The following is a 26,536-nucleotide window of genomic DNA, read 5'->3' as shown; positions in this document are numbered from 1 at the left end:
TGGGCGTCCAGTTAGTTGGCTAACTTTGTTGCACGATACAGCGTTTCCAAATTGACAACAGTGCCATGGGGCACCCTGCACTCGAGCGCAGTGCGTCAGAATGCCCCCACTCTGCCAGAATAATGATGACACAATATGAAAACGGCCCGCTCGAATCACGAGCGGGCCGTTTTCACTGGCAACCTGCATCAGGGTATCGACAGCCATGACGACTGTTCCCGCGCATCATTCAAAGATGGATTCGAGCGTCAGCCCCTGCTTCTCGAGCATGCGCCGCAGCTTCTTGAGCGCCTCGACCTGAATCTGACGCACCCGCTCACGCGTCAGGCCGATCTCCTCGCCCACTTCCTCCAGCGTCGCGGCTTCATGACCGCGCAGCCCGAAGCGGCGCACCACCACTTCCATCTGCTTCTCGGTCAGTTCCGCCAACCACTCATCGACATGCGCCTTGACGTCGACATCCACCAGACTGGACTCCGGGCTGGTGTCATTCTCGTCGGCGATGGTCTCGATCAGCGGCTTGTCGCTCTCGCCGCCCATCGGGTAGTCGACGGATGACACGCGCTCATTGAGCCCCAGCATCTTCTTGACGGTATCGACCGGCTTGTCGAGGAAGTCGGCTATCTCCTCCGCGGTGGCCTCGTGATCCAGTTTCTGGGTCAGCTGGCGCGCGGCACGCAGGTAGATGTTGAGTTCCTTGACGACGTGAATCGGCAGACGAATGGTGCGCGTCTGATTCATCAGTGCCCGCTCGATGGTCTGGCGAATCCACCAGGTGGCGTAGGTCGAGAAACGGAAGCCGCGCTCGGGGTCGAACTTCTCCACCGCGCGGATCAGCCCCAGATTGCCCTCCTCGATCAGGTCGAGCAGCGACAGGCCACGGTTCAGATAGCGCCGCGCGATCTTGACCACCAGACGCAGGTTGGACTCGATCATGCGCTGGCGACCGGCGGGGTCGCCCGCCTGTGCCAGACGCCCGAAGTAGACTTCTTCCTCGGGCTTGAGCAACGGGGAAAAACCAATCTCGTTGAGGTAGATCTGGGTCGCATCCAGGCTTTGGTAGTGCTTGCGCTCTTCACGATTCAAGGCGCGTTCGAATGCCGCCTCTTCCGCTTCTGCCTCAAGCGTATCGTCGTCCTCCTCGACATCCTCAAGGGACAACTCAACCTCAGCCTGATCGATATCCTTTTCCAGCATGCTCATGTCGATACCCCGTTGTCTCTGGTCTGGTGCCAGGAACTTGTTGTTGTGGCAGCGGTGGGAATCAGCGTTTAGGCAGGAATTTCAGTGGGTCCTTGGGCTGCCCATCCTCGCGAATCTCGAAGTGCAGCTGCGCACGTTCAGCGTCAGTGGCTCCCAGAGTGGCGATGACCTGTCCGGCGTCGATCACATCGTTCTCTGATACACGCAGAGTGTCGTTGTGGGCGTAGGCGCTCAGATAGCGGTCGTTGTGCTTGAGAATGATGAGGTTACCGTAACCACGTACTCCGCTTCCGGCGTAGACCACGATTCCCGGCCCTGCTGCCTTGACAGGTTGCCCCTTTTGACCAGCGATATCAATGCCGCCGGTGACACTCTCGGACTCGCCGAACTTGCCGATGATCTCGCCTTGCGTAGGCCACTGCCAGTCAACGTTTTTTACCGGAACATAGGTCTTCTTGGCCGGTGCAGCCTTGGCGGTTTCGCCAGCGACGTTGGTGCCCTTTTCAACCTTGGCAGCCTCATTTTTCACGCTAGCGGCCGCTTTCTCACGCTCTGCTGCGGCGGCAGCGGCGGCTTGCTCGGCCTTTTCCTTGGCAGCCTTGCGCGCCTCGGCCTGGGCGGCGGCCGCACTGGCAGCTGCCTCGCTGGCCGTCTGGCTGGCTGTCTGTGTAGCAGAGCTACTGGCCTGCGCAGCACTGCTGCTGGCCTGCTCTGCGCTGTCATTGGCTGAGTTGCGCGCCGTCTCGGCGAGCGCCTCTTCACTGCCTTCCTGGTAGACAGGCCCCAGCCCGGCAGCCGCCGCGGCACCGGTGGCGGCCGATGACACGCCACCCGAGCCGGTCGTCAGCGACTGGGCCTGGCTGGTGCGCTGTTGCTGCTGAGCCATGGCGGACTCATCCGGCGCCAGCCAGTCAGGCAGTTCGCTGCCGCCGGCGATCGAACCATCACTGCCCTCGCCCATCGGCGTGGCAACGACGCCACCGCTCGAGGCGACGCTCGTACCGGAAGCGCCCGCCGCACTGGCCGGCAGCTGGGTGTTGGGGTCCAGTCGCAGCGTCTGCCCCGGCTGCAGGGTATAGGGCGGATTCAAGCCGTTCATGCGCGCCACATCCCGGAAATCCTGGCCACTCTGCCAGGAGATGCCATACAGGGTGTCACCGCGCTGAACGGTATAGGTGTCGGAGGTGATACGCGCATTGCCGGCGTTGAGGTCCTGAACCTGCGGGCGAGTGGTCGCCGTGCTGCAGGCTGTCAGCGCACCCAGCGCCAGACCTGCCAACGTCAGTTTGATTCCCTTGTCCATCCTGTCACGCATGTTCCTGCTCCTTGCGGGAATTGCTGGAGTCGTCATCCGGGCCGGAGCGCTCTCCGGCAAACCAGACAAGCAATACGCCGGCCAGCATCAGGGCGAGTGCCGCCCACAGCTGGGCAGGCTCACCGGTCACACTGGTATAGGTATCCGGCATCATGAAGTGGTAATCCAGCGGAACCTGTTCACCCTTGGGTCCCAGACGATAATCGGTGATGGTGCGCCACGGCCACAATACCGGCAGCGAGCCGAGAATGAAGCCCGTCAGCAGCATCAGTGTCGCGGTGTGATGATGACGAAACAACCACGACAACAAACGCGAGAAGGTGAACAGCCCGATGGCACAGCCGCTGCCGAACAGCAAGATCAGCTGCAGATCGAAGCTCTTGATGCCAGTCATCACCGTGCCGTAGAGGCCCATGGTCAGCAACAGGAAGCTGCCGGAAACGCCCGGCAGCAGCATGGCACTGATGGCGATGGCGCCGCCGACCACCAGCACCCAGGAGGCATCGGTGGTGGCAGGCAACAGGCTGGGCAACTTGCTGGCCAGCACCAGCCCCAGCGCCAACCACACCAGATAGCCCATCCGGAAGGTGGTGATACGCCGCGCGACCACCACCCCGGAGCACACCACCAGCCCGAAGAAGAAGGCGTTGAGCAGCAGCGGCTGCGCCTCCATCAACCAGGTCACCAGATGCGCCACGCTGATCAGGCTGGCGAAGATGCCAGCGACCAGCGGCAGCAGAAAGGCCAGATTCAAATGCTGCCACAGCGCCTTGAAGCCCTGCTCACGCCATACGCCGATGGCGGAGGGGCCGAAGCGCTTGATGGACTCGATCAATTCTTCATAGATGCCGGTCACGAAGGCAATCGTGCCGCCTGATACCCCGGGCACGGCATCCGCCGCCCCCATGCCAGCGCCCTTGAAGAACACGCTCAAAGCTCGTTTCACCTGATCACTCCCTCGAGCAACGGCACGAAGCGCACGGCCTCGAACCGCTGAATATCCTGAGTGTCGCCGACGTGGCGCACTCGTGTCAGCCACTGACGATCACTGTCGTCCTCGGCCAATGGCACGATCATCACCCCCTGCGGGGCCAACTGCTTCAACAACGCCTGCGGCAGATGTGGCGCGCAGGCGGTCACCACGATCAGATCAAATGCCGAGTCATCGTCCTGCCAGCCATGCCCACCATCGGCATGGCGCAACTCGACATTGTCGAGCCCGAACCAGCCAAGGCGTTGAGCGGCCCTGGCGTGCAGCACGGCGATGCGCTCGAGCGAAGACACCCGAGCGAACAGACGCGCCAGCAGCAATGTCTGATAGCCCGAACCGGTGCCGACCTCCAGCACCCGACACTCCTCACGCGGGCGCGGCGCTTGCGCCAGGGCAAGCTCCGTCATGCGGGCGTGCATGTAAGGCTGGGACAGGGTCTGTCCCTGCCCCATCGGCAGCGCAGTATCTTCATAGGCACGGTGCGCCAGCGCCTCATCGAGAAACAGATGGCGCGGTTCACTGGCCATCAGCTCCAGCACCCGCTCATCGCGAATGCCGGCATCCTCCAGGCGCGCCACCATGCGGTCTCGCGTGCGCTGGGACGTCATGCCGATACCGCTCAGCTGCGCCGTGTCCGGTCGCCTGAGATGCAAGGGCCCGGCGATTCCCGCTGCGCTGTCTGACTGCGCAAGCGGGAAAGCGTTCTGATACACGTCCTTCATGGTCTTGATTCATATCCTTCGAACGAGGACTTCACAGCGAAATCTTGAGCCTTGGCTGGCGCTACGTCGCTCAGGTCAGCGCCTCGAGCCACTGCGCCACATCGTGACGCGCCCCATGGGAGGTGAGATCCGTCATCAACGGCGTGATGGACACATAGCCGGCCGCGATGGCGGCGAAGTCGGTGTCATCGCCATCATCGATGCCATCGCCGGCCAGCGCGATCCAGTAGCGGGTACGGCCACGCGGGTCCTTGACCTCGATCGGGGCGCCCGCCGGGCCACGGTGGCCCTGACGCGTGACGCGAAAGCCGCGAATCTCGCTCCACGGCACATCCGGCACATTGACGTTGAGCAATGAGCGCGGCGGCAATGCCAGGGTCTCGGCCGCGCCGACGAGGCTCGCCGCAACGCGTCCAGCGGTCTCGAAGTGGGTCTTGCCGCACAGTGACATCGCGATCGCCGACATGCCCAGCGAGCGCCCTTCCATCGCCGCCGCCACGGTGCCGGAATACAGCACGTCATCGCCCAGGTTGGCACCATGGTTGATGCCGGAAATCACGATGTCAGGCTTCTCGTCCCAGACCCCATTGACGCCCAGATAGACACAATCCGCGGGCGTGCCGTCGACGCTGTAGAAGCCGTTCTCCATCGCGGACAGCAGCAACGGCCGACTCAGCGTCAGCGAGTTGCTGGCCCCTGAGCGGTCACGGTCCGGCGCGACCACACGAATACGTGCCTGCCCGGCCAGCGCGTCATGCAGCGCCTTGAGCCCCGGAGCGTGCACGCCATCATCATTGGAAAGCAGAATCCTGCGCATCATCTCACTCCTTTGCGAATCATCGGATAGTCGTCATGTCGCCTGACGGCACTACAGCAGCGGGTGGGCGATCAGTTCACGCAACAGGCCCGTCGCGAAGCTGCCGCGCGGCAGATCGAAGTGCAGCCAGACACTGGCCTCGCCACCTTCGGTTTTTGCCTGCTCTGGCGTGATATCCCACTCCAGACGCGGCTTGCCGGGCATCAGGCGCAGCGGACGACGCTCCGCCTTGACGCCAGCCTTCTCGAGCCCCTCGCACAGCTGCGGCCAACGCGTGGCCAGGACCTGCTCGAGCTGGGCGACCTGAGCATGAGCCTCCGCACGCCCGGTGCCCCACAGCGGGCCAGTGGGATGAATATCGCCACTCGCCAGGCGCTGCGCCAGCGTCTCGGCCGACTCGCTGCCATCGGTGACGAAGCGCGAGCCCGTCCCGTTGAGCGCAAACACCTCACCGCTCAACGCCGTCGCCCAGCAATGCGCCTTGAGGCGCGCAGCCAGCACCTCGTTGAACAGGAAGCTGCGCGCGGTCGACAGCAGCATGCCGCTGCGGTCATCGCGCTTGCGCCAGCCACGCACCAGCACGGCACGTGCCCGGCCGAGATTATGTCCCTGATGGCCGAAGCGCTGCGGCCCGAAATAGTTGGGCACACCATCACGTATCAGCGTCTGCCAGCGCGCCTCGAACTCGGGATGCGCGACGGCCTCACCACTGACACGCAGCGCGAAGCGGTTGCCGCGATGCACGCCACGCTTGAGCTTGCGCGGATGACGCACGCTGGCCAGCACGCGGACGCCCTTCTCGGCCAGCGCATCGCTGAGATCCTGCGGCGCTTCACGCCCCGGCAACCACACGGAGACCCACTGCTGGGTGATCGCCTGCTTGTCCTTGAGACCGGCCACGCCGATATCACGTGGCGCGACCTCGCACAGGCTGGCCAGTTCACGGCACAGGTCATCGGTGGTCAGGCCGCGTTTCTCGACCCACAGCCACTGATGCTCGCCGTGGCCCTCGGGCACGAAGTCCATCAGCTCGGTGACCCGGAAGTCCTCCGGCGTGTGACGGAAGTCGCCTGCTCCCAGCGGGCCGCCATGCGCATGCGGCCAGCGCTGCATCAATTCGGCTTCCTTGACCCACGCCTCGCTGCCCGCGGCGTCCAGCGCTGTCAGCGCCTCGGCAAACAGCGCATCCGCCTCGGGCGACTCAGACATGTCATTCACTTCAGACATGCTCGGCTCCGCCCGCGGTCGGCAGCGCGCCCAGCAGCACCACCGCCTCGGCGGCGATGCCTTCCTTGCGACCGGTGAAGCCGAGCCGCTCTGTGGTGGTGGCCTTGACGTTGACGACCGCCAGCGGCACACGCAGGTCTTCGGCGATCACTCCCCGCATCGCCTGGATGTGCGGCGCCATCTTCGGCGCCTGCGCCATCACGGTGAGATCGACATTGCCGACCCCGAAACCGGCGGCATTGACCAGCCCGATCACGTGGCGCAGCAGGCCACGGCTATCGGCGCCGGACCACTCGCTGTCGGTGTCCGGGAAATGCTTGCCGATATCGCCCATGCCACAGGCGCCGAGCAGCGCATCACACAGTGCATGCAGCAGCACGTCACCGTCGGAGTGCGCCACGAAGCCATGCTCGTAGGCGATCTTCACGCCACCGATCATCAGGTGATCGCCATCGCCGAAGCGATGCACATCAAAGCCGTGGCCGATGCGCAGGGCCATCGGCACATGGCCAGCCTGCGGGGAAGAGGTCGCGGATTGCGCAGAGGAAGTGGCAGCAGCGGGTGTTGCAGATTGCTCAGTCATGTCAGGCAGACGTCCGGGGGCTATCGGGAAGCGCCTCGCGCGCGGCCAGCAGCAGGCGCGCCATGGCGAGGTCTTCCGGATGGGTGATCTTGAGATTGTCGCGGGCGGCGGCGACCAGCACGGGGGCACGGCCACAGGCCTCCAGTGCCGAGGCCTCATCCGTGATGAGCGCGGGGTTCTCCCCAAGCGCTTCACGCAGCGCCCGTCGCAACAGGCCCAGCGGGAAGGCCTGCGGCGTGAAGGCATGCCACAGGCCGACGCGGGATTCGGTGTGCGCGATGCTCGGCGCACGCTCTTCATCGCCATCGCCATGCGGGCGGGAGTCGCCGGCCGGCGCGGCGCGCTTCATGGTGTCACTGGCGGGGGCCGCGAGGATGGCGCCATCGGCACTGCGACGAGCGGTCTCGACCAGCGCATGGATATCGGCTTCGCGAACGCAGGGGCGTGCGACATCGTGCACCAGCACGAGGTCATCGTCATGGGCGTGGCGGCTCAGGCAATCCAGGCCCGCCAGCACGCTGTCGGCACGCTCGCTGCCGCCATCGGCGCGCAGCCAGTCCTGCCACGGCACCATCGACGGCGAGAAATAGCCATCATCGGCGCCCAGCACCAGACAGAGCCCTGCCTCGGGCAGCGCGCGCTTGAGTGTCGCCAGCGTCGCCTCCAGCACGCAGCCGCCGGGCGACAGCTCCAGATACTGCTTGGGGCGGTCGGCCTGCATGCGACTGCCTACGCCGGCGGCCGGCACCAGATACCACAGACGGGGCTCGCGCGAGGTGTCTGTCGGCATCATGGCGTGATCACCTTGGGCAGCCCGCCTTCCAGGCCCTTGCCCTCCAGCGCACCGTCCGCCACTTCATCGGGTGATGGCGCCTTGCGTTCCGGTACCGCGACATTGGGCACCCACAGGAACTGCTCGTCCTTGCGCACCATGCCGAGGTCATTGCGTGCACGCTCCTCGATGGCCGCCAGGCCATTCTTGAGGTCGACCACTTCCGCACCGAGCCGCTGATTGCGGTTGTCCAGCACCGCATCTTCCTTGGAAAGCTGCTGCACGCGTGCGCGAATATCGAATAATTCGGTGATGCCATTTTCGCCCCACCACAGCCGATACTGGAGCAGTGCCAGCAGCAGCAGCAGTGAGATATTGATCCATTTGAGCATGGCGATGTCCTTGGCCGTTGCAGCGCGCATTATGCCATCATCCGGGAGCGTGACGCAGGCACTGCCAGCATCCGTTGCCACGCTTGACGCACCCCTGTCGATCAGGGCCACCTGATGACAGCGCCCCCTCACCCTTCTGCCAGGAGTCATCCGATGTACAAGCTTGCGTTCTTCGTCCCGGAGAATGACGCCGAACACGTCAAGGAAGCCGTCTTCGCCACCGGTGCAGGGCGCATCGGCGACTACGAGACCTGCTGCTTCGAGACACGCGGCACCGGCCAGTTTCGGCCACTGGCCAGCGCCAATCCGCATATCGGGACCTGCGGCACGCTGGAGCGCGTCGCCGAACTGAAGATAGAGCTGGTATGTGACGATTCGCTCATCGCCGCTGCCGTGGCGGCGCTGCGCGAGGCCCATCCCTATGAAGAAGTCGCCTTCGATTGCTGGCGACTGGAAACGTTCTGACCCCACGCACCCCGAAGAGCGAGGCACGCGAGGTCAGCAATGGCCAGACGATCTAGCTCGCGGGCAGGAAGGTGGTATTGAAGAAGTGCTCGCGGGTTTCCAGGTCGATCTGCTCGAGATGCAGCGGGAAATGCTCGTCACCCTCGCCGTGGCTGCGGTCCTCGAAGTAGCGGCGCAGCGTCACTTCCATAGTCGGGAAGGCCAGCGACTGCCAGGGGACCTCCTCCTCGGCGAACAGTGCCACCTCGAGACTCTCGACGCCGGCCGAGTAGCCGCTGATCAGCTCGGCCCGAAACAGCATGTAGACCTGATTGATGTGCGGCAGGTCGATCAACGTATAGAGCCCCTGCAGCTTGACCTCGGCGCCGGCTTCTTCCCGCGTCTCGCGGGCAGCGGCGTCGCTGGTGGTCTCGGCGTTCTCCATGAAGCCGGCCGGCAGGGTCCAATAGCCCAGCCGTGGCTCGATTGCACGCCGACAGAGCAACACCTTGCCGTCCCGCACCGGCAGGGTGCCCGCGATGATGCGCGGATTCTGATAATGGATGGTGCCGCAGCTATCACACAGGTAGCGCAGACGATCATCGCCCTGCGGCACTGCCAGACGCACCGTTTCACCACAGTGACTGCAATAATTCATTCGCTCTCCCATGAAATCTCAAGGCGCCCTTCAGTGACATCCCGTCTCCGCTTCCTCGCTGCGCGGTGGGCCCAGCGGCATGGCAGTCGCCTTGACCGCCAGGACCCTCGCGCCACATGATGAATGCCTACGAGGAAACGACATGCTAGAAGCCCTGCGCCAACGCCTGCAAGCACATCAACCCCTTGCGACCGACCACCAGCTGCCCCGCGCCGCCGTCCTGATCGCGCTGATCGATCGTCCCGAACCGACGCTGCTGCTCACGCGGCGTGCCAGCCATCTCAGCCAGCACCCCGGCCAGGTGGCCTTCCCCGGCGGCAAGGCCGAACCCGATGATAGCAATCTGTTGGCCACCGCGCTGCGCGAAGCCGAGGAAGAAGTCGCGCTGCCGCCCAGCGCCGTGGAGGTCTTCGGCCAGCTGAGCGACGTGATTTCCCTGCACGGCATGCGTGTCACGCCCTTTGTCGGGCGCATTCCCGCCGACCTGCCGCTGCGCGCTGACCCCGGCGAGATCGAGCAGATCTTCGAGATGCCGCTGAGCATGTTGCTCAAGGACGAGCGCGAGCATACCGATGTGATCACCGTCGGTGACGAGACCTGGTACGTGCCCAGCTATCGCGTGGCCGACCAGGTGCTGTGGGGGCTGTCCTCGATGATGCTGGTCGAACTGATGGCCATCGGCTTTGGCCATGCCGTGAGCCTCAAGGCAGCGCCACCGCCTGGTGCCCCGCTGCGCCATCTGCCGCCGCGCCCCGTGCCGCCTCGGCCCTGAACCTCAAGACCCTGAACTCCTGAGTTCCTGAGCTCCTGAGCAGCTGAACCAGACAAGGTGTGTTCCCGCCGAGCGGCTCGCCATTCCCCTGATGTCATCGCCCTGATGGCATTGCACCGCTGCCATTGCACCGACGATATTGCACCGACAATGGCACTGGACTATAACTCCTCGCCCACGATGCCACGCCACTTCCCGTTCGGAGCGCCTGATGCCCGCTGCACCTGCACCCGCCCCACTGCTGGACCCTGTCGCGCTGAACCTGCTGATCGATGAACTGGTCGAGCATGGCTACAGCGTGCGCCCCGACTTCCTGCCGCGTCAGGTCATCCGTCAGCTCAATGACGAACTGACGGAGCTTGAGACGCGGCAGCAATTGATGGCGGCGGGTATCGGGCGCGGACGCGAGCATGATCTGCGCCCGGACATCCGCGGCGACGCGATTCGCTGGCTGGACCGTAATTCACGCGCCCAGCGCGCCTATCTGGAAGCGATGAACGTGCTCAAGGATGAGCTCAACCGTGCCCTCTATCTGGGGCTGTTCGAATATGAGGCCCATTTCGCCCACTATCCGGTCGGCAGCTTCTACAAGAAGCATCTCGACAGTTTTCGCGGCCGCGGCAATCGCCTGATCTCCAGCGTGCTCTATCTCAATGAGGACTGGCCGCGCGATGGCGGCGGCGAGATCGTGCTCTACGACCCCGAGGATGACAGCCGCGAAATGGCACGCGTCACCCCCGAGGCCGGCACCTTCGTGTGCTTCCTCTCCGAGCAGATCCCCCATGAGGTGCTGCCGACGCATCAGGCACGCGCCAGTGTCACCGGCTGGTTCCGGCGCAACAGCTCACAGGGCAACCTGGTCGATCCCGCACGCTGATTCCCGGGCGGGAAGGCCCGGCCAGACAGGTCTGGACAGCGCCGCGCCAGCGTCCCTCAGTCGCGCGCCAGCGGCGTGTCATCGCGTGGCGGCACTTGGCGCTGCGCGTCCTGCAATGACTGCTCGTCATTCAAGGCCTGCTCGTCGTGCCGCGCCTGTTCCTCCTTGACCTCGATCTCCTCGAGGCTGTCCAGCGAGGCATCCGTGATCAGCTCCGGCATGTCAGCGACCAGCTCACGCGTGACCTCGACCAGCGGGTCATCGGCCTCGGCGTCACGCAGGTGGTCCTCGGCGGCCTCGACCAGTTCAGGCCCGACCGCAAGCTCGGTGCCCAGCGGTGTCTGCGGAGCATGGGTCTCGAAGGGTGCCAACGGCTGCGGCGCCGGACGCATCACGCGTCGCCAGACGAAGAAGAGCAGCATGCCGCCGCCCATCACCGCCAGACTCAGCGCCATGCCGGGCATCGCACCCATCTCGGCCATCGGCAGCGATACCGCCGGCGGTGACAGGGTCGACCCCACCGCGTTGATCAACAGCAGGCCCTGACTCATGCGCACCAGGGCACCGGCGGGCGCACGGTCGGCGGCGTGGCTGACCGCCACCGGATAGAGCGTGAAGGCGGCGCCGCCGAGCAGGAACAGCACCGTCAGCTGGGCGATACCCTCGCGCGCCAGCCCCATCAGCAAGGCGGCGAAGCCGACGATGGCGATCGACAGGATGATCAGCACCTGCTGGCGATCGTGGCTGTCAGACCAGCGGCCGATGGGGTACTGCAGCAGCATGCCGCCGAGAATCACCAGCGCCATGCGCTGACCGATCTCCGCGGTGCTCAGGGTGCCGCCATCGCCCAGTGCCAGAGGCAGCAGGCTATAGATGACCGCCACCACCAGTCCCGAGGCCAGACAGCCGAACACGCCCGTCGGCGTGATGCGAATCAGCCGCCACGGACTCAAGGGCTCGGACTGTTCGATCAGCGGCGAGACGCGCGGCAGCAGTACCAGCGGCAATACCGAGGCCGCCGCCAGCATCGCCACCAGCATGAAGGCCGCCTCGAGGCTCAGCATGGCGGTCACGCCCAGCAGCAGCTGACCGAGCACCCCCGCGCCGTAGAGCACGATCATGTAGAGCGCCAGCAGGCGACCGCGCACGGCGGGGTCGGCGGCGCTCAGCAGCCAGCTCTCGATGACCAGATACACTCCGACCAGCGACCAGCCGATCATCATGCGCAGCAGGAACCACACCACCGGGTGTTCACCCAGCCCCATGGCCAGTGCCGCGACCGCCACCAGCGAAGCGAAGCCGGCATAGGCGCGGATATGGCCGATGCGCAGTAGCAGGCGGTCGTTGACCAGCGCGCCGAGCCCGAGGCCCAGATAGTAGGCCGAGCTGATCAGGCCGATCGCCTCGCTCGAGACGCCGGCGGCAGACAGCCGCAACGGGACCAGCGAGGTCAGCATGGCGTTACCGATCCCCAGCAAGGCAAGGCCGAGCAGGGGCGCAAGGGACATCAACAACAGATGACGGGGCATGACCAGATCCTCGGCCGGCCGCCAGTCAGCGATCAGCCAATGCCGCAAGGTGCGGATATCGTCGGGAGGGGGAATTTGCCCTGCGAGAATACGTCAAGGCGCGGGCAATATAGTGACAGTCCGCGCCAAATCCAAGCCTTTTTGCGTCATTTGGCGACAATATCGTCTTGGGTGTCGCTGCGCCCTGTCCAGCGCCCTATCCATGCCCTGTCCCACGCCCTGTCCCATGCCCTGCCCCACGCCCTTGTCAGGCGGGTTGGGGCACGCGGAAGATGACGCTGTCGTTGGCGACCTGCTCAAGCTCGAGTCCGTGCGTGCGCGCAAGCCAGGCAAAGGTCGCCGGGCTGAACAGGCACACATGCGTCGGATCACGCAGGTAGTGCCAGCGCCTGAGCGCCTCCGGATCATCCGAGGCGGGCTGCGTCATCACCCCCAGCAGACCGCCGGGCTTGAGGCAGCGCAACCACTGGCGGAAGACCTCGCCCGGCGCGTAGAGATGCTCGATCACCTCGGTACTGACGATGAAGTCATGCTGGCGGGTGAGCGCTGCCGGGTTCGGATGATAATAGAGGTCGTGCAGCGCCATCGGATGGCCCGCCTCCTCGAACATCTGCGCCAGGGCAGGCCCCGGCCCACAGCCGAAATCGAGCCCGCTGGCACCGGCCGCGAGCCGCTCGCACATCGGCGTGAAGAGCTTGGCCAGGAAGCTTCGATAGCGCGGGTCTGCCGGGTCATTCTCGTGCTGGTCGTAGATGTCCTGCTCTGCCCTGGCATCCAGGCGCTGGGACGGCGCCAGATACAGCAGATGACATTCCGGGCAGCGCAGGTAATCGCGCTCGTCGGCGGGCGGTCGCTGACCGGTGTCGGGGCACGGCCTGCGCCGCTGTACCAGGTGCAGTACATGCTGGCTCTGGGACGCCTCACACAGCGGGCAGACAGTATCCGCAGGCGGATAGGGAACGAGGGAATCAGGGGCTGACATCAGGGCTCCGCGGCAAGGGACACTGGCGATGAGGGTCGACGTCACCACACGGCTGGCGGTGACGACTCGGTGCCACGCGCGATACCGCGGCGGCACGGGCAATTCCGCAGCAGGTGAACGTATCGAAGGTGGCGACTGTCTGAGTGCTGAATGATACCCCGCGCCAGTGTCTTGCGCCTGCCACGATGGAGCCTGCAGGCACCGTCCCCCTCTGGCACAATGAGCATCATTCGAGTGCGGCACCGCGACACCTGACGATGTCACGGCGCCTGCCTTCGCGTCAGACAGGCGCGATCTTTCACGCCAGACCACCGGAACTTCACGTGTGACGATGGACAAGACTCTCAAGCGGTTCGAACAGGCCATGGAACAGCGCCTGACTCCTCTCAAGGCCAATTCCGTGGCCTGTCTGTGGCAGCGACTGTCCGGGCTCAGCACCCGCCAGCTCTGGTGGCTGGCGCGCCCGTTGGCGCGTGTGGTGCAGCTGTGCAACCCCCGTGAGCGCCGGGTCACGCGCCAGAATCTGGGCCAGGCCTTCCCGCAGCTCGACAGGCAGGCGCGCGCGCGTCTGGCAAGCGACAGCCTCGCGCATTCCACCGCCACCATGCTGGAACTGGGCAAGGTGTGGCTGGGCGATGAAGACGCCGTGCGCGATTCGATTCTCGAGGTCCACGGCCGCAACCTGCTCGACGAGGCCCGCGCCGAGGGGCGCGGCGTCATCGTACTGGCGCCGCACTTCGGCAACTGGGAAGTGCTCAATTTCTGGCTCTCCAGCCACTTCCCGTTCACCGCCATGTACGAGCCACCCAAGTTCGAGCGCCTCGACCCGATCATCCGCAATGGTCGTGAACGCATGGGCGCGAGCCTGGTGCCCACCAACTCGCGTGGCGTCGCTGCCTTGCTCAAGGCGCTCAAGCGCGCCGAAGCGATCGGCATACTGCCGGATCAGGAGCCGGGCCGTGGCAGCGGCGTCTTCGCCGACTTCTATGGCCGCCCCGCCTATACCGCCACCCTGCTGCCCAAGCTGGTGGCGAGAACCGATGCGCGCGTCGTCACCGGTGTCGCCCAGCGCCTGGAAGATGGCCATGGCTTCGCCATCCACTTCCTCGCCGCGGATGAGGGTGTCTATTGCGAAGAGGAAGTCGCCTCGGCACGCGGGGTGAATGCCTCGGTGGAAGCGGCGATCGCCTTGGCGCCGGCCCAGTATCAGTGGGAATACAAGCGCTGGCGCAAGAGCCCGCAGGAAATGGAGCAACAACCGGGCTGGCAGGAAGCCCGCTTCTATGCGCGCACCTATTCCTTCTTCTCGCTCAAGGGCTGGCGCCGCTACTTCAAGCATCGCCGCAAGGCCAGCAAGCGCGGCTGAGGGCAGCACTGGCGGATCAGGCCATCAGCTCCCAGACTGAATGCGCATGGCTCAATGACAGGAGGCAAGGATGCCGATCGAGACTCACGTCGCTCACACCGCTCACCTCACAAGTGGCGCATCGCCCCGGCGCCCCTCCCTGTCCCGGGCGGTATCGACACGCCTGCCGGCAAGTCTGGTGACAGGCTTGGCGACAAGGTTGGCAACAAGTGCGGCAACACGCCTGGCCGCAAGTGCCGCGGCGGCCTGTCTCGCATTGTCTCTGCCAGCCCAGGCAGAGACAGATGCCGCTTCCTCACTGTCGCTGGTGAGCGCTCAGCAAGTGCCCAGCGATGCCCCTGCGCTCAAGCTGCCTGAGGGCGCCACGCTCGAGCGGCTGGCCTCGCTCGACAGTCCACGCATGCTGCACCTCACTGATGCTGGCGAACTGCTGATCGGCTCGCGGGCCGAGCGTGTCTATCGCGCTCAGCTGACGCCGGACGGCAACCTCTCTGCCGTGAAGACGCTGGCCGAACTGTCGGGCTACCCTCACTCGCTGGTGGTGCGCGGCGACAAGCTCTATGTCGCGACCACCGCCGCCTTGCTGGTCGCCGACTATTCACCCGGCGAGTCTCTCACCCGCGATGACTTTCGTGAGCTGATCGCCCTGCCCGGCGGCGGTGGCCACAACTCGCGCACCTTGAGTCTCGGGCCGGATGGTGGCCTCTATCTGGCGCTGGGCATCCAGGGCAATTGCTCGAATCAATACCTTTCAGGCAGCGAGCAGGGCTACTCCTTCAGTGAACGCCGCGGCGGCGTGCTGCGCCTTGAGGAATCCGGCGATGCCCCGCACTGGCAGCCCTGGGCCAGCGGGCTGCGCAACCCGGTAGGCCTCGCCTGGCAGCCAGGTAGGGAAGATGAGCCGCGTCTGCTGGCCACCAACAACGGCCCCGACCACTGGGGCTATGAACATCCTCGCGAGCTGGTGGTTGCTGCCCGCGAAGGCAGCTTCCATGGCATGCCCTGGTATCAGTGGGTCGATGGCCGCTGGCAGGCGGATGATTGCATCACGAGCGATTCACCGCGTGAGCGTGACGAGATTGCGCCGCCGCTGGCCGAGATCCCCGCTCGCAGTGCGCCGATGGGAATCGCGGTGGTACCGCCAGAGCATCCATTGGCGGCAGACATGGATGTCGTGGTGGCAGTCCACGGCAGCTGGGGCACGGCGCCCTCCGGCAACGCGGCGGGTGACCCGGCCAGCCGCCGTGAGCCTCGCTTGCTGGGCCTCAAGCTGGCGACGCCAGACACTGAAGCACGCCTGGTGCCGGTACTGACCGGTCTGCAGGACAGCAGCAGCGGTCAGCGCTGGATTCGCCCGCTCGATGTCCTGTTCGGCCCTGATGGCAGCCTGTACTTCACCTCGGATAGCGGCGCGGCTGGCCTCTATCGCCTCACCTTCGATTGATGACCTCACCTTCAGCAGAACGGGCTTTTGAGAAGCGAGGCCCTGGCCCTTATTCACGCGCTCTCTCCAAGTCCTCTCTCCAAGCCCTCTTCTCCAAGCCCTCTCTTCAGGCTCTCTTTCCGGGAGCTGTCTGGCAGAGGGCCTATGGAGAGGGCCTATAAATAGGGCCGATGAATGCAGCGCTTGCCTGCTACAGATTCTGAAAACCTGCCTGGCATGCCCCGCCTGCGAATTACAGAAATGTAGTCCTGTGCCCTCGCATGCACCCAATGGCCAGCTAGGCATTGTGTGGCCATGGAGCGACACTGGGTCGACGCCAAGCGTTTAATGAGCGATGACGCGTTGAGAGAGCGTCTCTCGCTCGTGCATCCAGCCTACGAACTCCTGCGTATGATCCAACGAATACGCCATCGTCGGAGCCTGCCGCCATGAACCAGCAGCCACCCCCAGCATCACGGACGCCCGCCAACCGGGACTCCCTGTCGAGCACATGCATGCACCTGACGCGCGCTCCCTGGCTGAGCATCGTGATGCCGGTGCATGACGAGGCAGCCGACATCGTGCAAACCCTGATTGCCCTGAGTCGCCTGCGCGCGGGGGGTGACTGTGAAGTGATCGTGGTGGATGGTGGCTCTACGGATGGCACCCCCTCACTGGCCCGACCGCTGTGTGATGTCGTGCTGAACAGTGAGCCGGGCCGGGCACGCCAGATGAATGCCGGAGCCGCACGTGCACGCGGAGAATGGCTGCTGTTTCTGCATGCCGATACCGACTTGCCCGACAATGCGCTGGCATTGCTCAAGGAGGCCGTCACGACGCATCGCCGCAGCGACTGGGGCCGCTTCGATGTCAGCATCAAGGGCGAGTCGCCGTGGTTACCGATGATCGCTGCCATGATGAATCTGCGCTCGCGGCTGACCAGCATCAGCACGGGCGACCAGACCCAGTTCGTGCAGCGCTCGACCTTCGAGGCCATCGGCGGCTTTGCCGACATGCCACTGATGGAAGATATCTGGCTGAGTGCCCAGCTCAAGCATCTGACCCCGCCAATGAACCTGACGGCGCGTGTCACGACCAGCGGTCGACGCTGGGAGACCCACGGCGTCTGGCGCACCATCGTCAAGATGTGGGGACTGCGGCTGGCGGCCTGGTGTGGCGTCTCCCCTGCACGCCTGGCACGCCTTTACGGCTATCGCGCCGCGGCGCAGGCCTGTGAGCAGCGCGGCATGCCCCATGCGTGATACGGCGTTGCCTACCTTGCCCACAGCTGATGCCGCGTCAGAGGTGCGCCCGACTCTCATCATCTTCGGTCGCCTGCCCATCGCCGGCCACTGCAAGACACGCCTGATCCCCGCACTCGGCCCCGAGGGCGCAGCTCGACTCTACGCGCGGATGCTGAGCCATATCGTTGACCACGCCTGCGCCGCGCGCCTCGGCAAGGTCGTGGTGATGCTGACGCCCTCTGCCGAGCCGTCGGGTCAGACACCTGAACAGGCGGCTCTGCGGGCAGCGCTGGAAGCCCGGCTGCGAAGCGTTGTCGATGCCTCTGCCGACCTCACCTTCGAGGCACAGCCGCAGGGGGAGCTCGGTGAGCGAATGTCCCGGGCCATGGCCCGACATCTGCCCGAGGGGCCGGTATTGCTGATGGGCTCCGATCTGCCGGCGCTGGACAGCCAGCGGCTGCGCGAGGCAGCCCATAGACTGCGCACTCACGACGCGGTGCTTCAGCCCACCGACGATGGCGGCTATGGCTTGATCGGCCTCAAGGCGCCCTGCCCGCAAGCCTTCCTGCTACCCCGCTGGAGTCATGCCCATGTCTGCCGGGACACTCTGGAGCTGCTGGCCCGGGCCGGGAAAACGGCCGCTTGCCTGCCGACCAGCTGGGATGTCGATGAGCCGCGTGACCTTGCGCGACTGTCGCGCCACCTGCCGGCACTCATGGCCGACCTTGCCGCTTGAGGCTTTCCATAAACAAGCCCGCTTGAGACTCTTCACAGGTTCGGCATGCCTCCCAAAGTCGTATGCATTTTTGCTCACACTGCCCTTCTTCTGCGCCTCAGGGCTGTTACACTCGCTGCATCGTGACTCATATGTCACAGCTTGACGGGGTGCCGGTAAGACCGGCTGAGATGTCATGCGCAGGCGATGTTCTTGCGTGAATGACGATCCCGCCGAACCTGATCCGGCTAGTACCGGCGTAGGGATCAAGCGCGAAGCGATGCCACTCGATATCGTCACCACTTTCTCACGGTGACTGTCGGCACCTCCCCCGCTTTTCCCCTGCTCCTGTTCCGGTACTGGCCACGCTTGCGCCAGAGACCTGTCGCCCCATCACGGGTCGTCAGCACGCTCACCGAGGGATGCGTCATGCCTAGTTTCAACGACCTGACCAGTGCCTGCGCCGAGGAATGGCGTGACTATCTCGAGCACGACTTCGTTCGCCAGCTGGGCGAAGGTCGTCTGCCGGAGGAGTCCTTCCGCCATTACCTGCAGCAGGACTACCTGTTCCTGATCCACTTCGCGCGCGCCTGGGCGCTGGCCGCCTACAAGAGCCGCACCCTCGCGGAGCTGCGTCAGGCCACGGCCAGTCTCGACACCATCCTCAATACCGAGCTCGATCTGCATATCGGCTACTGCAGCGAGTGGGGCATCAGCGAGGATGACCTGAGCGAGCTGCCGGAATCCCGCGCCACCCTGGCCTATACCCGTTACGTGCTCGATTGCGGCCAGCGCGGCGACCTGCTCGATCTGCACGTGGCGCTCGCGCCCTGCCTGATCGGCTACGGCGAGATCGCCGAGTGGCTGCTCGATCAGGACACCACCGAGATCGAGAACAATCCATACGCGGACTGGATCGCGATGTACTCCAGCGATGACTTCAAGGAAGCCGTCGAAGCCGAACGTGAATGGCTGGATGCGCGTCTCTCGGAGGTCTCGGAGCGTCGACTGGGTGAACTGGTCGATGTCTTCCGGGACGCCACGCGACTCGAGATCGACTTCTGGCAGATGGGCCTCGATCGCGCTTGAGGCATGACGGACTGACGTCCCGGCGCTCGCCATGAGCCGCTCGGGATGACGCCATCCCCCATGGATGGCACGACTGACAGGCCAACAGAGCCTGGATGCGAGAATACTCCCCGAGGCAAGCCTGACGCTTCGGGCAACACCCTCTCGCATTGAAATCTGAACACGCTTGACGGGGTGCCGGTGGAACCGGCTGAGATCCTGCATGCATGCTTCGCCGCCCTGACGTGCGAGCTTGCCAGCAAGGGGTCCCGTGGAACCTGAACCGGTTAGGACCGGCGTAGGAATCAAGCTGATGGCCAGCCGCTGCGCGCGGCCGCCTCGCTCCCGGGCCACCTGCTGGCAAGGAGTCGGCGACGACCATCCTCTCCCTGCGCACGGTCTTCCCATGATGACGTCAGCCGTGACGTCGCCCTTTGAGGAGACCTGCATGAGCACTGCCCCGACGACACAAGACCCGCAAGCCACCAACGCCGCCGAGTCACCGCTCGCCTCGCAGCCTGAGGCTGCCCCCAAGGCGCGCGCGCGCGCCGGTCGCAAGGATGGCAGCCGCCACCTCGCCAGCGAAGCACAGGTCGACGCCGCAGCCATCGCGCCGCTGAGCGGCTCGCGCAAGATCTATATCGAAGGCTCTCGCCCGGACATCCGCGTGCCCATGCGCGAGATCGGCTGCTCGCCGACCCAGACCTCCAGCGGCCTGGAAGAGAACCCGCCGATCGTCGTCTACGATACCTCCGGCCCCTACACCGATCCGGCGGTCGAGATCGACATCCGCCGGGGCCTGGCGCCGCTGCGCGAGAAGTGGATCGAGGAGCGCGGTGATACCGAACAGCTCAATCAGCTGAGCAGTGAATATGGCCGCGTGCGCCAGGCCGACCTGCGCCTGTCGTCCCTGCGCTTCGAGCTGGACCACCGCCCGCGTCGCGCCCTGCCGGGCAAGAATGTCACCCAGCTGCACTATGCGCGTCAGGGCATCATCACCCCCGAGATGGAATACATCGCGATTCGCGAGAATCAGCGTCGTATCGCGCTGCGTGAGGAATATCAGGGCAGCGAAGCCGTCGAGAGCATTCTGGGCCACCAGCACCCGGGCCACAGCTTCGGCGCCAACCTGCCCGACGAGATCACCGCCGAATTCGTGCGTGAGGAAGTCGCCCGCGGCCGCGCCATCATTCCCGCCAACATCAATCACCCGGAAAGCGAGCCGATGATCATCGGCCGCAACTTCCTGGTGAAGGTCAACGGCAACCTGGGCAACTCGGCGGTCACCTCCTCCATCGAGGAAGAGGTCGACAAGATGACCTGGGCGATCCGTTGGGGTTCCGACACCGTGATGGATCTCTCGACCGGCGCCAACATCCACGAGACCCGTGAATGGATTCTGCGCAATTCTCCCGTGCCCATCGGCACGGTGCCGATCTATCAGGCGCTGGAGAAGGTCGATGGCGTGGCCGAGAACCTCGATTGGGAGATCTTCCGCGACACGCTGATCGAGCAGGCCGAGCAAGGCGTCGACTACTTCACCATCCACGCCGGCGTCCTGCTGCGCTATGTGCCGCTGACCGCCAGCCGCGTGACCGGCATCGTCTCGCGCGGCGGCTCGATCATGGCCAAGTGGTGTCTGGCGCATCACGAGGAAAGCTTCCTCTATCGCCACTTCGAGGACATCTGCGAGATCTGCAAGGCCTACGACATCAGCCTGTCACTGGGCGATGGCCTGCGCCCGGGCTCGGTGGCCGATGCCAATGACGCCGCCCAGTTCGGTGAGCTCGAGACGCTCGGCGAGCTGACGAAGATCGCCTGGCAGCACGATGTCCAGGTCATGATCGAGGGCCCGGGTCACGTGCCGATGCACCTGATCAAGGAGAACATGGACAAGCAGCTCAGCGAATGTGACGAGGCGCCCTTCTACACCCTCGGCCCGCTGACCACCGACATCGCCCCGGGCTACGACCACATCACCTCCGGCATCGGCGCCGCGATGATCGGCTGGTTCGGCTGCGCCATGCTCTGCTACGTGACCCCCAAGGAGCACCTGGGCCTGCCCAACAAGGACGACGTCAAGACCGGCATCATCACCTACAAGATCGCCGCGCATGCCGCCGATCTGGCCAAGGGCCACCCGGGCGCGCAACGCCGTGACAATGCGCTCTCCAAGGCGCGCTTCGAGTTCCGCTGGGAAGACCAGTTCAATCTGGGCCTGGACCCGGACACCGCGCGCAGCTTCCACGACGAGACGCTGCCCAAGGACTCGGCCAAGGTCGCCCACTTCTGCTCCATGTGCGGGCCGAAGTTCTGCTCGATGAAGATCACCCAGGAAGTGCGCGATTACGCCAATGAGCATGGTCTGACCGGCGATGCCGACAGCGTGATGGCCGGCATGCAGGAGCAGGCCGACAAGTTCAAGCGTGAAGGCAGCCAGCTCTATCAGGAGGTCTAGCCAAGCGCCTGACACACAGGAAGGCTGACTTTCCGAGCGACACAAAAAACGCCCCGACCAGTGATGGTCGGGGCGTTTTCGTCACATCCTGCCAGGGGCTCATGACATCTCATGAGCGTGACAGAAGGCTCACGTGCGGCTGGTGACTTCCAGCAAGTGATAACCGAACTGGGTCTTCACCGGGCCCTGCACGGTGTTGATCGGGGCGCTGAACACGACTTCGTCGAATTCCTTGACCATCATGCCCGGGCCGAAGGCACCCAGGTCGCCGCCACTGCGGCCGGACGGGCAGGAGGAGTGCTCGCGAGCGGCATCAGCGAAATCGCGGCCGTTCTCGATTTCGGTCTTGAGAGCTGCACACTGTTCTTCGCTGGAAACGAGAATATGACGCGCTGTGGCCTGTGCCATGTCTATCACCTGTCACTGATCGAATAAATGCCGCCGGCAATCACCGGCGGCGTGGCAGGTCATTGTGGCCCAAGGCAGAGCTCGCCGCTAGCGTCCTGCACAGACCCGCCGCTGATACTGGATGGCATCGAGATCATTGCTGCCGAGCAGTGCCGCCGTGGCAGCGTTGCATTCCGCCTCGGCCAAGTCATCGGCAGCGGAGGTTTCCGCCCACTGGATGTTGCCGACACTGGGCCGGTAACTGACCGCGGCATTGCATGCCATACGCCGCGTACTGTGGTAACGCTGCGAAGGCAGAGTCGGAGGGTTGCTGGTCATTTCCCGGCACGTCGAGGCAAACATCTCGCTGGCTGCCTGACTGCAACGGGTATGGGCCATGGCATTCTGGCGCTTGTTGGCACACACCGAGTCATTGAGAACACGCCAATGCAGGGTATCGAAATCGATCACCTGCCCTTGATAGCGGGTCTCGACATGCTCGCGCTGAAGCCCTGCTGTCGTCGTCAGATGCGAGGCGACACCCTCACCGAATTGCCCACTCAAGCCCGAGACCGCATCCATTAACGCTGCCAATGCCGCACTGACAGAATTCATCACACACTCCTTGTGTTGATACCTCCCGGCATATGCCGCCGGGGAGCCTTGCTCGATCATCCATGACCGTCACTTGCGGTGACATGACCTGATAGCGCTGCCTCATGACGAGACTGATAACGCCGACTGATAGCGCCGGCGCACTCCCTGCGACATTACCCGTACACCGTCATCATTGCCTTAACGCTCAAGGGGATGATGCCAACGCTTCCCTCTCCAGCAACGAGTAATCAGATTCAGTACCCCAGACACGCGAACGCCCACCCGGAAGACCGGATGGGCGTTGGGGACGCTCGCCTGAGAGCGTCGGCAGCAGTCGCTTACTTGGCGACTTTCTGCATGGCCTCGGAGGCGGACTTGGCGTTGCTTTCTGCCAGTTCCTGACCTTTCTTGGCGTATTCCTGGTTCAGCTCGACCACTTTCTGGGTGTCGTTCTGCAGCTTCTCGCCCAGAGTCTTGACGGTTTCCTGCTGCTCCTTGACGAAGTTCTTCAGACCTTCGCTGTCCTTGATCTCGAGCATGGAACGCGCCTGGGTCAGGGAAGCATCAGCATAGGACTTGGTCAGTTCCATCTGTGCGCCGATCAGCTTCTCGCTGTAATCGATGCTCAGGGCGCTGAACGCACGCAGCGGAGACAGGAACATATCGTCGAACTGCTGAGCGGACTTCTCGAAGTTGGCATTGAACATGTAGGCACCCTCCAGGGTATTGGCATCACACTGAAATGAACCGGAGCGTTGCTCCGTTCGGTTATCAGGACTGAACCGGGCTGGTGCACCGTAGTGACCGAGCCATCATTATCAAGCCGTCACTATCAAGCCGTCGCGGTCAGATAGTGCTATCGACCAGGTTCCATCCTCGCTGCAATGCAGCATAAGACAGTCTTTGTTGCACTGCAACATCAAAAACATCGCAACGACTGATCTGTACGCCCTGGTTGATGCAGTTGCTTGATTGCACTAGAGAAAAACAATCAGAAGTCGAAAAGAAAATTGACGCCTTGGGGCCCCGTCATGCCACACACCACGCCCTGGAACGCCAGACTGGCCAAAGTGCTGGGCCAAAGTGCTGGGAGGATAAAGGGCTAGGACAGAGGGCTGAGGCAGAAGCCCGAAGCTGAAAGCCTGAACTTGAGGATAGCGCCGTGCTGCTGCCTCACTGGCATGAGGCGTCGCGACAGCGTTTGCAAAGCAGGCGCCCGCCCAGCGCGCGTGCCTGATCTGCCTGGCGACAGAAGTCGACACTCTGGGTGGAAAGCCATCGCCGACAGCCCTGGCAGCGCGGCAAGCCTTCCTCATCCTGCGACTGGGCGGAAGACGCGCCCTGCTGATTGTCGGCCGCAGCCCCCGGCTGCTCGCCTGCCGCCTGCGGGCTAGCGGGGCCTTCTCGGCCATCCTGATCCAGAGCCTGGTGCCCGGGCTGCCAATGCGCGGCCTGCAGCCCTCGCCCCCCAAAACCGCACTGCCGTTTCAGGGCAGCCGTAGATGTCACGCCACGCTGGACCGCCAGCGTCGTGTCATCCGACGCCCCTTCCATGTCATCGGACTCTGCCGCCACGGCAGCGCTTTCGCCTGAGGCCCGCGCCAGCTCTTCAGGCGATAGCGGCGGTTGGCATAGATAGGCCAGCGGGGATACCTGAGTGGCAGCGTCGCCCTCCGTCGCGCGCGTGCCGGCGGCCAGGCCCAGCTCCGCCACCCAATCCGTATTGGGGGCCACATGCTGGGTCGCGATGGCGCGCCCCAGCTGGCGCAGGCGGCGCTGATCGAGGCGGTGGGTAAAACTGCGCAGCCGTGTCACGTAAGCGGTCTTGCCGCTCACCTGCAGGCACTGACGCTTGAGGCGCGCGAAGGACAGCAGCGCACGACTGTCGACGATGTCTTCCGGCGGCCGACTGACCTGAGCAGCATCGGCCACCACGATGCGATAGCGCAATTGCGGCTGCAGGGTCATCCCCAGGCGCACAGGCAACAACGAGGAGGCCTCCAGCCATTGCACGATAGTGCGGCTACGCTCAGGGATCGTCTGCAAGGGACACGGCGTTACGGCATGTGCCATGACGCCATCTTCGCCTGAGGGTGTCTCGCCACCCTCAGAGACTCGTCCGCTATGGGCCAACAGCTCACCGAAGGGGGTGATCGAGAGCGTCAGATCAAAACAGGAGGCGTCCAGCACCCAGACCTGCATGAGGCTGTTGATCAGCAGGTGATCGATCTCGATCACGCCCTCTGCCTGCGCCAGGCGCACATCATGCAGCACGACCCAATCATCCCGCGTCCCCAACAAGGCATCCAGCTGGCTTGCCAGCGCACGGCGACGCGCCTGACGGGCACGTATCGCACGCAGGGCCTCCAGCACCTTGTGGCGCTCGGGCGCGGCAAGCGCAGCATCCTGCGCCAGCACCTCGAGCACCAGCAGGTCGTATTCCCGTGAATCGCAGTCCTTGATCAGCATGGGCGCCTCTGGATTAGAGCATTCATATATAACTCAGTGTAGTGCTCTATTCGCAATCTTTCTTGCCTCTGACTCCGCGGGAGAATCCGCCAGCGGATAGCGGATGGCAGTGACGAAGGCTGAGGGTCATCACTCCTGCGCTGTCTGAGGCGCGGTCTCCCGGTAGGGCAGCATTGCCGTCACCTGCTGACGGGCCTTGCTGAGCCAGCGTGCCTCCTCCTCGACCGCCTCTGCCACCGCCTCCTGAAGCCCGGGATGCATCAGCCAATGCAGCGACCCAGTGGCATACGCCGCGAAACCACGGCTGATCTTGTGCTCACCCTGGGTGCCGGGATCGAAGCGCTTGAGCCCTCGCTGCAGGCAGAATTCGAGCCCCTGGTAATAGCAGACCTCGAAGTGCAGACAGTCGGCATGCACTTCGCTGCCCCACCAACGACCATACAGGCAGTCACTGCCGATCAGACACAAGGCTGCCGCCACCGGCGCGCCCTGCTCATCACGCGCCTGCACCAGCAGCAACCGCTCGGGCATGCTGCGCCTGAGCTGCTGGAAGAAATCGAGCGGCAGATAAGGGCGCTGGCCGCGCTCGAGATAGGTCATGCAGTAGCAACGGTAGAAGGCCTCGATGTCATCAGGGCCGATCTGCGCTCCCTCGAGCCTGGCCAGCGTGAAGCCTTGCTCGGCGACCTTGCGCCGCTCGCGACGGATCTCCTTGCGCCGTTTGGAGCGCAGACTCTCAAGCCAGGTGGCAAAGTCCGGCTCGCCGCGTGACTGCCAGTGATATTGCATCCCGGGACGCGAAATCAGCTCCGGAATCGCCGCCTGCCAGTCTTGCCGCTCCTGTGCCGAGACAAACAGCAGATGAAACCCGCTGTGCTCATAACGACGCAGCGCGCTACCCGGCTCAGCGGCGGGCGCGATGCCGGCCTTGAGATGCGGCCACAACCACTCAAGCAAGGCACGTCGGGCTGCGGGCGACGTCAACTGCGGCGAGGTGACAAGGCGGGGGCCATCACTGGGAGTGAACGGCACGGCAGTCAGCTGCTTGGGATAATAGCGCCCACCAGCCTGCTCCAGGGCCTCCGCCCACTGCTGATCGAACACATATTCGCCACGCGAGTGCAGCTTGAGATAGCGCAGCAGCCCCGCCAGCAAGCGGCCGTCGGCGTCTCGCACCACCAGATGGGCAGGATGCCAACCACTGGCGGCGCTGGCGGCACCGCAGCTTTCCAGCGCACTCAGATAGGCATGCTGCAGAAAGGGATAGTCATCGCCTGCCAGCGCATTCCATTCACTGGCGGTGAGGGCGTCGAGGGAATCCAGCACCTCCAGGCGCCAGCCCTGCTTCTGTGCGGCATCTGCGGCGCTCACAGCCTGTTGCTGGTCTGTCGCCGCCCCTGTCAACGCCTGAGCCGCCTCATCCTCTGCCTGCCATTGCCCTGTCACCGTACTCTCCTCATAGTCTTGCCATGCCCACCGCTGGTGCAGACATGCCGCACATCCCAGGACATGCTAGTGTGTCGTC

26 protein-coding genes and 2 riboswitches are annotated in these 26,536 nt (G+C 64.4%); of the genes, 9 read left to right on the top strand and 17 right to left on the bottom strand.

Translation table 11 applies throughout. The features are described 5' to 3' along the window. Positions 1-225: 225 nt before the first annotated feature. The 9 genes from rpoS to ftsB form a co-directional block, all read right to left on the bottom strand. A complete protein-coding gene (rpoS, locus tag QD280_RS15115; RefSeq protein WP_043331399.1) occupies positions 226-1,203 on the bottom strand; it encodes an RNA polymerase sigma factor RpoS in 978 nt (325 codons plus the stop codon). A 61-nt stretch (positions 1,204-1,264) separates the two neighbouring features. Then, the gene (locus tag QD280_RS15110; protein ID WP_279839880.1) at positions 1,265-2,518 is read right to left on the bottom strand and encodes a peptidoglycan DD-metalloendopeptidase family protein; all 1,254 of its coding nucleotides are present in this window, start codon (positions 2,516-2,518) and stop codon (positions 1,265-1,267) included. Beyond that, positions 2,511-3,464: a DUF368 domain-containing protein gene (locus QD280_RS15105; protein WP_279839879.1), complete on the bottom strand. Its 954-nt coding sequence runs from the start codon at positions 3,462-3,464 to the stop codon at positions 2,511-2,513. Before QD280_RS15105 ends, QD280_RS15110 begins: the two co-directional genes overlap by 8 nt. After that, positions 3,461-4,117, bottom strand: a complete 657-nt coding sequence (locus tag QD280_RS15100; RefSeq protein ID WP_279839894.1) for a protein-L-isoaspartate(D-aspartate) O-methyltransferase — start codon at positions 4,115-4,117, stop codon at positions 3,461-3,463. The genes QD280_RS15105 and QD280_RS15100 overlap by 4 nt, the downstream gene beginning before the upstream one ends. Positions 4,118-4,301: 184 nt before the next feature. Then, positions 4,302-5,048 (bottom strand): 5'/3'-nucleotidase SurE, encoded by a 747-nt coding sequence (gene surE, locus QD280_RS15095; RefSeq protein WP_043331401.1) that lies wholly within the window; start codon positions 5,046-5,048, stop codon positions 4,302-4,304. A gap of 51 nt (positions 5,049-5,099) precedes the next feature. Beyond that, on the bottom strand, positions 5,100-6,275 hold the full coding sequence (locus QD280_RS15090) for a tRNA pseudouridine(13) synthase TruD (RefSeq protein ID WP_347881975.1): 1,176 nt from the start codon (positions 6,273-6,275) through the stop codon (positions 5,100-5,102). After that, on the bottom strand, positions 6,268-6,768 hold the full coding sequence (ispF, locus tag QD280_RS15085; protein ID WP_279839892.1) for a 2-C-methyl-D-erythritol 2,4-cyclodiphosphate synthase: 501 nt from the start codon (positions 6,766-6,768) through the stop codon (positions 6,268-6,270). Before ispF ends, QD280_RS15090 begins: the two co-directional genes overlap by 8 nt. Positions 6,769-6,859: 91 nt before the next feature. Continuing rightward, positions 6,860-7,651: a 2-C-methyl-D-erythritol 4-phosphate cytidylyltransferase gene (locus tag QD280_RS15080; RefSeq protein ID WP_279839878.1), complete on the bottom strand. Its 792-nt coding sequence runs from the start codon at positions 7,649-7,651 to the stop codon at positions 6,860-6,862. Then, a complete protein-coding gene (gene ftsB / locus QD280_RS15075) occupies positions 7,648-8,022 on the bottom strand; it encodes a cell division protein FtsB (protein WP_054555736.1) in 375 nt (124 codons plus the stop codon). The genes QD280_RS15080 and ftsB overlap by 4 nt, the downstream gene beginning before the upstream one ends. A 153-nt stretch (positions 8,023-8,175) precedes the next feature. On the opposite strand from ftsB, the gene QD280_RS15070 reads away from it, so the two are divergent. After that, positions 8,176-8,487, top strand: a complete 312-nt coding sequence (locus QD280_RS15070) for an NGG1p interacting factor NIF3 (RefSeq protein ID WP_279839877.1) — start codon at positions 8,176-8,178, stop codon at positions 8,485-8,487. 52 nt (positions 8,488-8,539) lie between these two features. Here QD280_RS15070 and QD280_RS15065 read toward each other — a convergent pair whose 3' ends face one another. Then, positions 8,540-9,124, bottom strand: coding sequence for an NUDIX hydrolase (locus QD280_RS15065; RefSeq protein ID WP_279839876.1), 585 nt, complete (start codon positions 9,122-9,124; stop codon positions 8,540-8,542). A gap of 142 nt (positions 9,125-9,266) precedes the next feature. Between QD280_RS15065 and QD280_RS15060 the strand changes: the two genes are divergently transcribed. Further along, entirely contained in the window at positions 9,267-9,896 is a 630-nt protein-coding gene (locus tag QD280_RS15060; protein WP_054555561.1) for a CoA pyrophosphatase, read from the top strand. Between the two features lie 211 nt (positions 9,897-10,107). Further along, the gene (locus QD280_RS15055) at positions 10,108-10,773 is read left to right on the top strand and encodes a 2OG-Fe(II) oxygenase (RefSeq protein WP_192837520.1); all 666 of its coding nucleotides are present in this window, start codon (positions 10,108-10,110) and stop codon (positions 10,771-10,773) included. Positions 10,774-10,829: 56 nt separating this feature from the next. On the opposite strand, the gene QD280_RS15050 is transcribed toward QD280_RS15055, so the two are convergent. Next, positions 10,830-12,302 carry an MFS transporter gene (locus QD280_RS15050; RefSeq protein WP_279839874.1) on the bottom strand — a complete coding sequence of 491 codons (1,473 nt, stop codon included), beginning with the start codon at positions 12,300-12,302 and terminating at the stop codon, positions 10,830-10,832. A gap of 247 nt (positions 12,303-12,549) precedes the next feature. Then, complete coding sequence (locus QD280_RS15045) at positions 12,550-13,284, bottom strand: class I SAM-dependent methyltransferase (protein WP_279839873.1); 735 nt, start codon at positions 13,282-13,284, stop codon at positions 12,550-12,552. Positions 13,285-13,615: 331 nt separating this feature from the next. On the opposite strand from QD280_RS15045, the gene QD280_RS15040 reads away from it, so the two are divergent. The 6 genes from QD280_RS15040 to thiC all read left to right on the top strand — a co-directional run bounded on the left by QD280_RS15040 (position 13,616) and on the right by thiC (position 21,558). Next, on the top strand, positions 13,616-14,650 hold the full coding sequence (locus QD280_RS15040) for a lysophospholipid acyltransferase family protein (RefSeq protein WP_279839872.1): 1,035 nt from the start codon (positions 13,616-13,618) through the stop codon (positions 14,648-14,650). Between the two features lie 70 nt (positions 14,651-14,720). Further along, the gene (locus tag QD280_RS15035; RefSeq protein ID WP_279839871.1) at positions 14,721-16,094 is read left to right on the top strand and encodes a PQQ-dependent sugar dehydrogenase; all 1,374 of its coding nucleotides are present in this window, start codon (positions 14,721-14,723) and stop codon (positions 16,092-16,094) included. 494 nt (positions 16,095-16,588) lie between these two features. Continuing rightward, positions 16,589-17,335 (top strand): TIGR04283 family arsenosugar biosynthesis glycosyltransferase, encoded by a 747-nt coding sequence (locus QD280_RS15030; protein WP_279839870.1) that lies wholly within the window; start codon positions 16,589-16,591, stop codon positions 17,333-17,335. 16 nt (positions 17,336-17,351) lie between these two features. Next, on the top strand, positions 17,352-18,053 hold the full coding sequence (locus QD280_RS15025; protein WP_279839869.1) for a TIGR04282 family arsenosugar biosynthesis glycosyltransferase: 702 nt from the start codon (positions 17,352-17,354) through the stop codon (positions 18,051-18,053). A gap of 135 nt (positions 18,054-18,188) precedes the next feature. Continuing rightward, a riboswitch (TPP riboswitch) is annotated at positions 18,189-18,315 on the top strand. 146 nt (positions 18,316-18,461) lie between these two features. After that, positions 18,462-19,121, top strand: a complete 660-nt coding sequence (tenA, locus tag QD280_RS15020; RefSeq protein WP_043331406.1) for a thiaminase II — start codon at positions 18,462-18,464, stop codon at positions 19,119-19,121. Between the two features lie 160 nt (positions 19,122-19,281). Then, a riboswitch (TPP riboswitch) is annotated at positions 19,282-19,422 on the top strand. A 126-nt stretch (positions 19,423-19,548) separates the two neighbouring features. Continuing rightward, positions 19,549-21,558: a phosphomethylpyrimidine synthase ThiC gene (gene thiC / locus QD280_RS15015; RefSeq protein ID WP_084589207.1), complete on the top strand. Its 2,010-nt coding sequence runs from the start codon at positions 19,549-19,551 to the stop codon at positions 21,556-21,558. Positions 21,559-21,687: 129 nt separating this feature from the next. Here the strand turns inward: thiC and QD280_RS15010 are convergent, their stop codons facing one another. From QD280_RS15010 to QD280_RS14990, 5 genes are all read right to left on the bottom strand, one after another. Next, the gene (locus QD280_RS15010) at positions 21,688-21,966 is read right to left on the bottom strand and encodes a peptidylprolyl isomerase (RefSeq protein WP_043331408.1); all 279 of its coding nucleotides are present in this window, start codon (positions 21,964-21,966) and stop codon (positions 21,688-21,690) included. A gap of 87 nt (positions 21,967-22,053) precedes the next feature. Then, positions 22,054-22,560, bottom strand: coding sequence for a hypothetical protein (locus QD280_RS15005; RefSeq protein ID WP_279839868.1), 507 nt, complete (start codon positions 22,558-22,560; stop codon positions 22,054-22,056). A gap of 320 nt (positions 22,561-22,880) precedes the next feature. Next, positions 22,881-23,249, bottom strand: a complete 369-nt coding sequence (locus QD280_RS15000; RefSeq protein WP_043331409.1) for a phasin family protein — start codon at positions 23,247-23,249, stop codon at positions 22,881-22,883. Between the two features lie 466 nt (positions 23,250-23,715). Then, positions 23,716-25,011, bottom strand: coding sequence for a nuclease-related domain-containing protein (locus QD280_RS14995; RefSeq protein WP_279839867.1), 1,296 nt, complete (start codon positions 25,009-25,011; stop codon positions 23,716-23,718). Between the two features lie 129 nt (positions 25,012-25,140). Beyond that, the gene (locus QD280_RS14990) at positions 25,141-26,457 is read right to left on the bottom strand and encodes a GNAT family N-acetyltransferase (protein WP_279839866.1); all 1,317 of its coding nucleotides are present in this window, start codon (positions 26,455-26,457) and stop codon (positions 25,141-25,143) included. Positions 26,458-26,536 lie beyond the last annotated feature (79 nt).

Source organism: Cobetia sp. 1AS1, from assembly GCF_029846435.1.
Taxonomy (GTDB): domain Bacteria; phylum Pseudomonadota; class Gammaproteobacteria; order Pseudomonadales; family Halomonadaceae; genus Cobetia; species Cobetia amphilecti.
Note: the sequence above shows the minus strand (reverse complement) of the source record. Positions and strands in the feature narration are given on the sequence as shown.

What these genes read in the sequence shown, in the direction of transcription:
- QD280_RS14995 (WP_279839867.1), bottom strand. Translation starts at nt 25,011, where the DNA reads ATGCTGATCAAGGACTGCGATTCACGGGAATACGACCTGCTGGTGCTC.
- QD280_RS15110 (WP_279839880.1), bottom strand. Translation starts at nt 2,518, where the DNA reads ATGCGTGACAGGATGGACAAGGGAATCAAACTGACGTTGGCAGGTCTG.
- QD280_RS15080 (WP_279839878.1), bottom strand. Translation starts at nt 7,651, where the DNA reads ATGATGCCGACAGACACCTCGCGCGAGCCCCGTCTGTGGTATCTGGTG.
- QD280_RS15010 (WP_043331408.1), bottom strand. Translation starts at nt 21,966, where the DNA reads ATGGCACAGGCCACAGCGCGTCATATTCTCGTTTCCAGCGAAGAACAG.
- QD280_RS15040 (WP_279839872.1), top strand. Translation starts at nt 13,616, where the DNA reads ATGGACAAGACTCTCAAGCGGTTCGAACAGGCCATGGAACAGCGCCTG.
- QD280_RS15030 (WP_279839870.1), top strand. Translation starts at nt 16,589, where the DNA reads ATGCACCTGACGCGCGCTCCCTGGCTGAGCATCGTGATGCCGGTGCAT.
- QD280_RS15005 (WP_279839868.1), bottom strand. Translation starts at nt 22,560, where the DNA reads ATGAATTCTGTCAGTGCGGCATTGGCAGCGTTAATGGATGCGGTCTCG.
- thiC (WP_084589207.1), top strand. Translation starts at nt 19,549, where the DNA reads ATGAGCACTGCCCCGACGACACAAGACCCGCAAGCCACCAACGCCGCC.
- QD280_RS15070 (WP_279839877.1), top strand. Translation starts at nt 8,176, where the DNA reads ATGTACAAGCTTGCGTTCTTCGTCCCGGAGAATGACGCCGAACACGTC.
- QD280_RS15050 (WP_279839874.1), bottom strand. Translation starts at nt 12,302, where the DNA reads ATGCCCCGTCATCTGTTGTTGATGTCCCTTGCGCCCCTGCTCGGCCTT.
- rpoS (WP_043331399.1), bottom strand. Translation starts at nt 1,203, where the DNA reads ATGAGCATGCTGGAAAAGGATATCGATCAGGCTGAGGTTGAGTTGTCC.
- ftsB (WP_054555736.1), bottom strand. Translation starts at nt 8,022, where the DNA reads ATGCTCAAATGGATCAATATCTCACTGCTGCTGCTGCTGGCACTGCTC.
- QD280_RS15045 (WP_279839873.1), bottom strand. Translation starts at nt 13,284, where the DNA reads ATGTCAGCCCCTGATTCCCTCGTTCCCTATCCGCCTGCGGATACTGTC.
- QD280_RS15000 (WP_043331409.1), bottom strand. Translation starts at nt 23,249, where the DNA reads ATGTTCAATGCCAACTTCGAGAAGTCCGCTCAGCAGTTCGACGATATG.
- QD280_RS15100 (WP_279839894.1), bottom strand. Translation starts at nt 4,117, where the DNA reads ATGACGTCCCAGCGCACGCGAGACCGCATGGTGGCGCGCCTGGAGGAT.
- QD280_RS15055 (WP_192837520.1), top strand. Translation starts at nt 10,108, where the DNA reads ATGCCCGCTGCACCTGCACCCGCCCCACTGCTGGACCCTGTCGCGCTG.
- QD280_RS15090 (WP_347881975.1), bottom strand. Translation starts at nt 6,275, where the DNA reads ATGTCTGAAGTGAATGACATGTCTGAGTCGCCCGAGGCGGATGCGCTG.
- tenA (WP_043331406.1), top strand. Translation starts at nt 18,462, where the DNA reads ATGCCTAGTTTCAACGACCTGACCAGTGCCTGCGCCGAGGAATGGCGT.
- QD280_RS15065 (WP_279839876.1), bottom strand. Translation starts at nt 9,124, where the DNA reads ATGAATTATTGCAGTCACTGTGGTGAAACGGTGCGTCTGGCAGTGCCG.
- QD280_RS15035 (WP_279839871.1), top strand. Translation starts at nt 14,721, where the DNA reads ATGCCGATCGAGACTCACGTCGCTCACACCGCTCACCTCACAAGTGGC.
- surE (WP_043331401.1), bottom strand. Translation starts at nt 5,048, where the DNA reads ATGCGCAGGATTCTGCTTTCCAATGATGATGGCGTGCACGCTCCGGGG.
- QD280_RS15060 (WP_054555561.1), top strand. Translation starts at nt 9,267, where the DNA reads ATGCTAGAAGCCCTGCGCCAACGCCTGCAAGCACATCAACCCCTTGCG.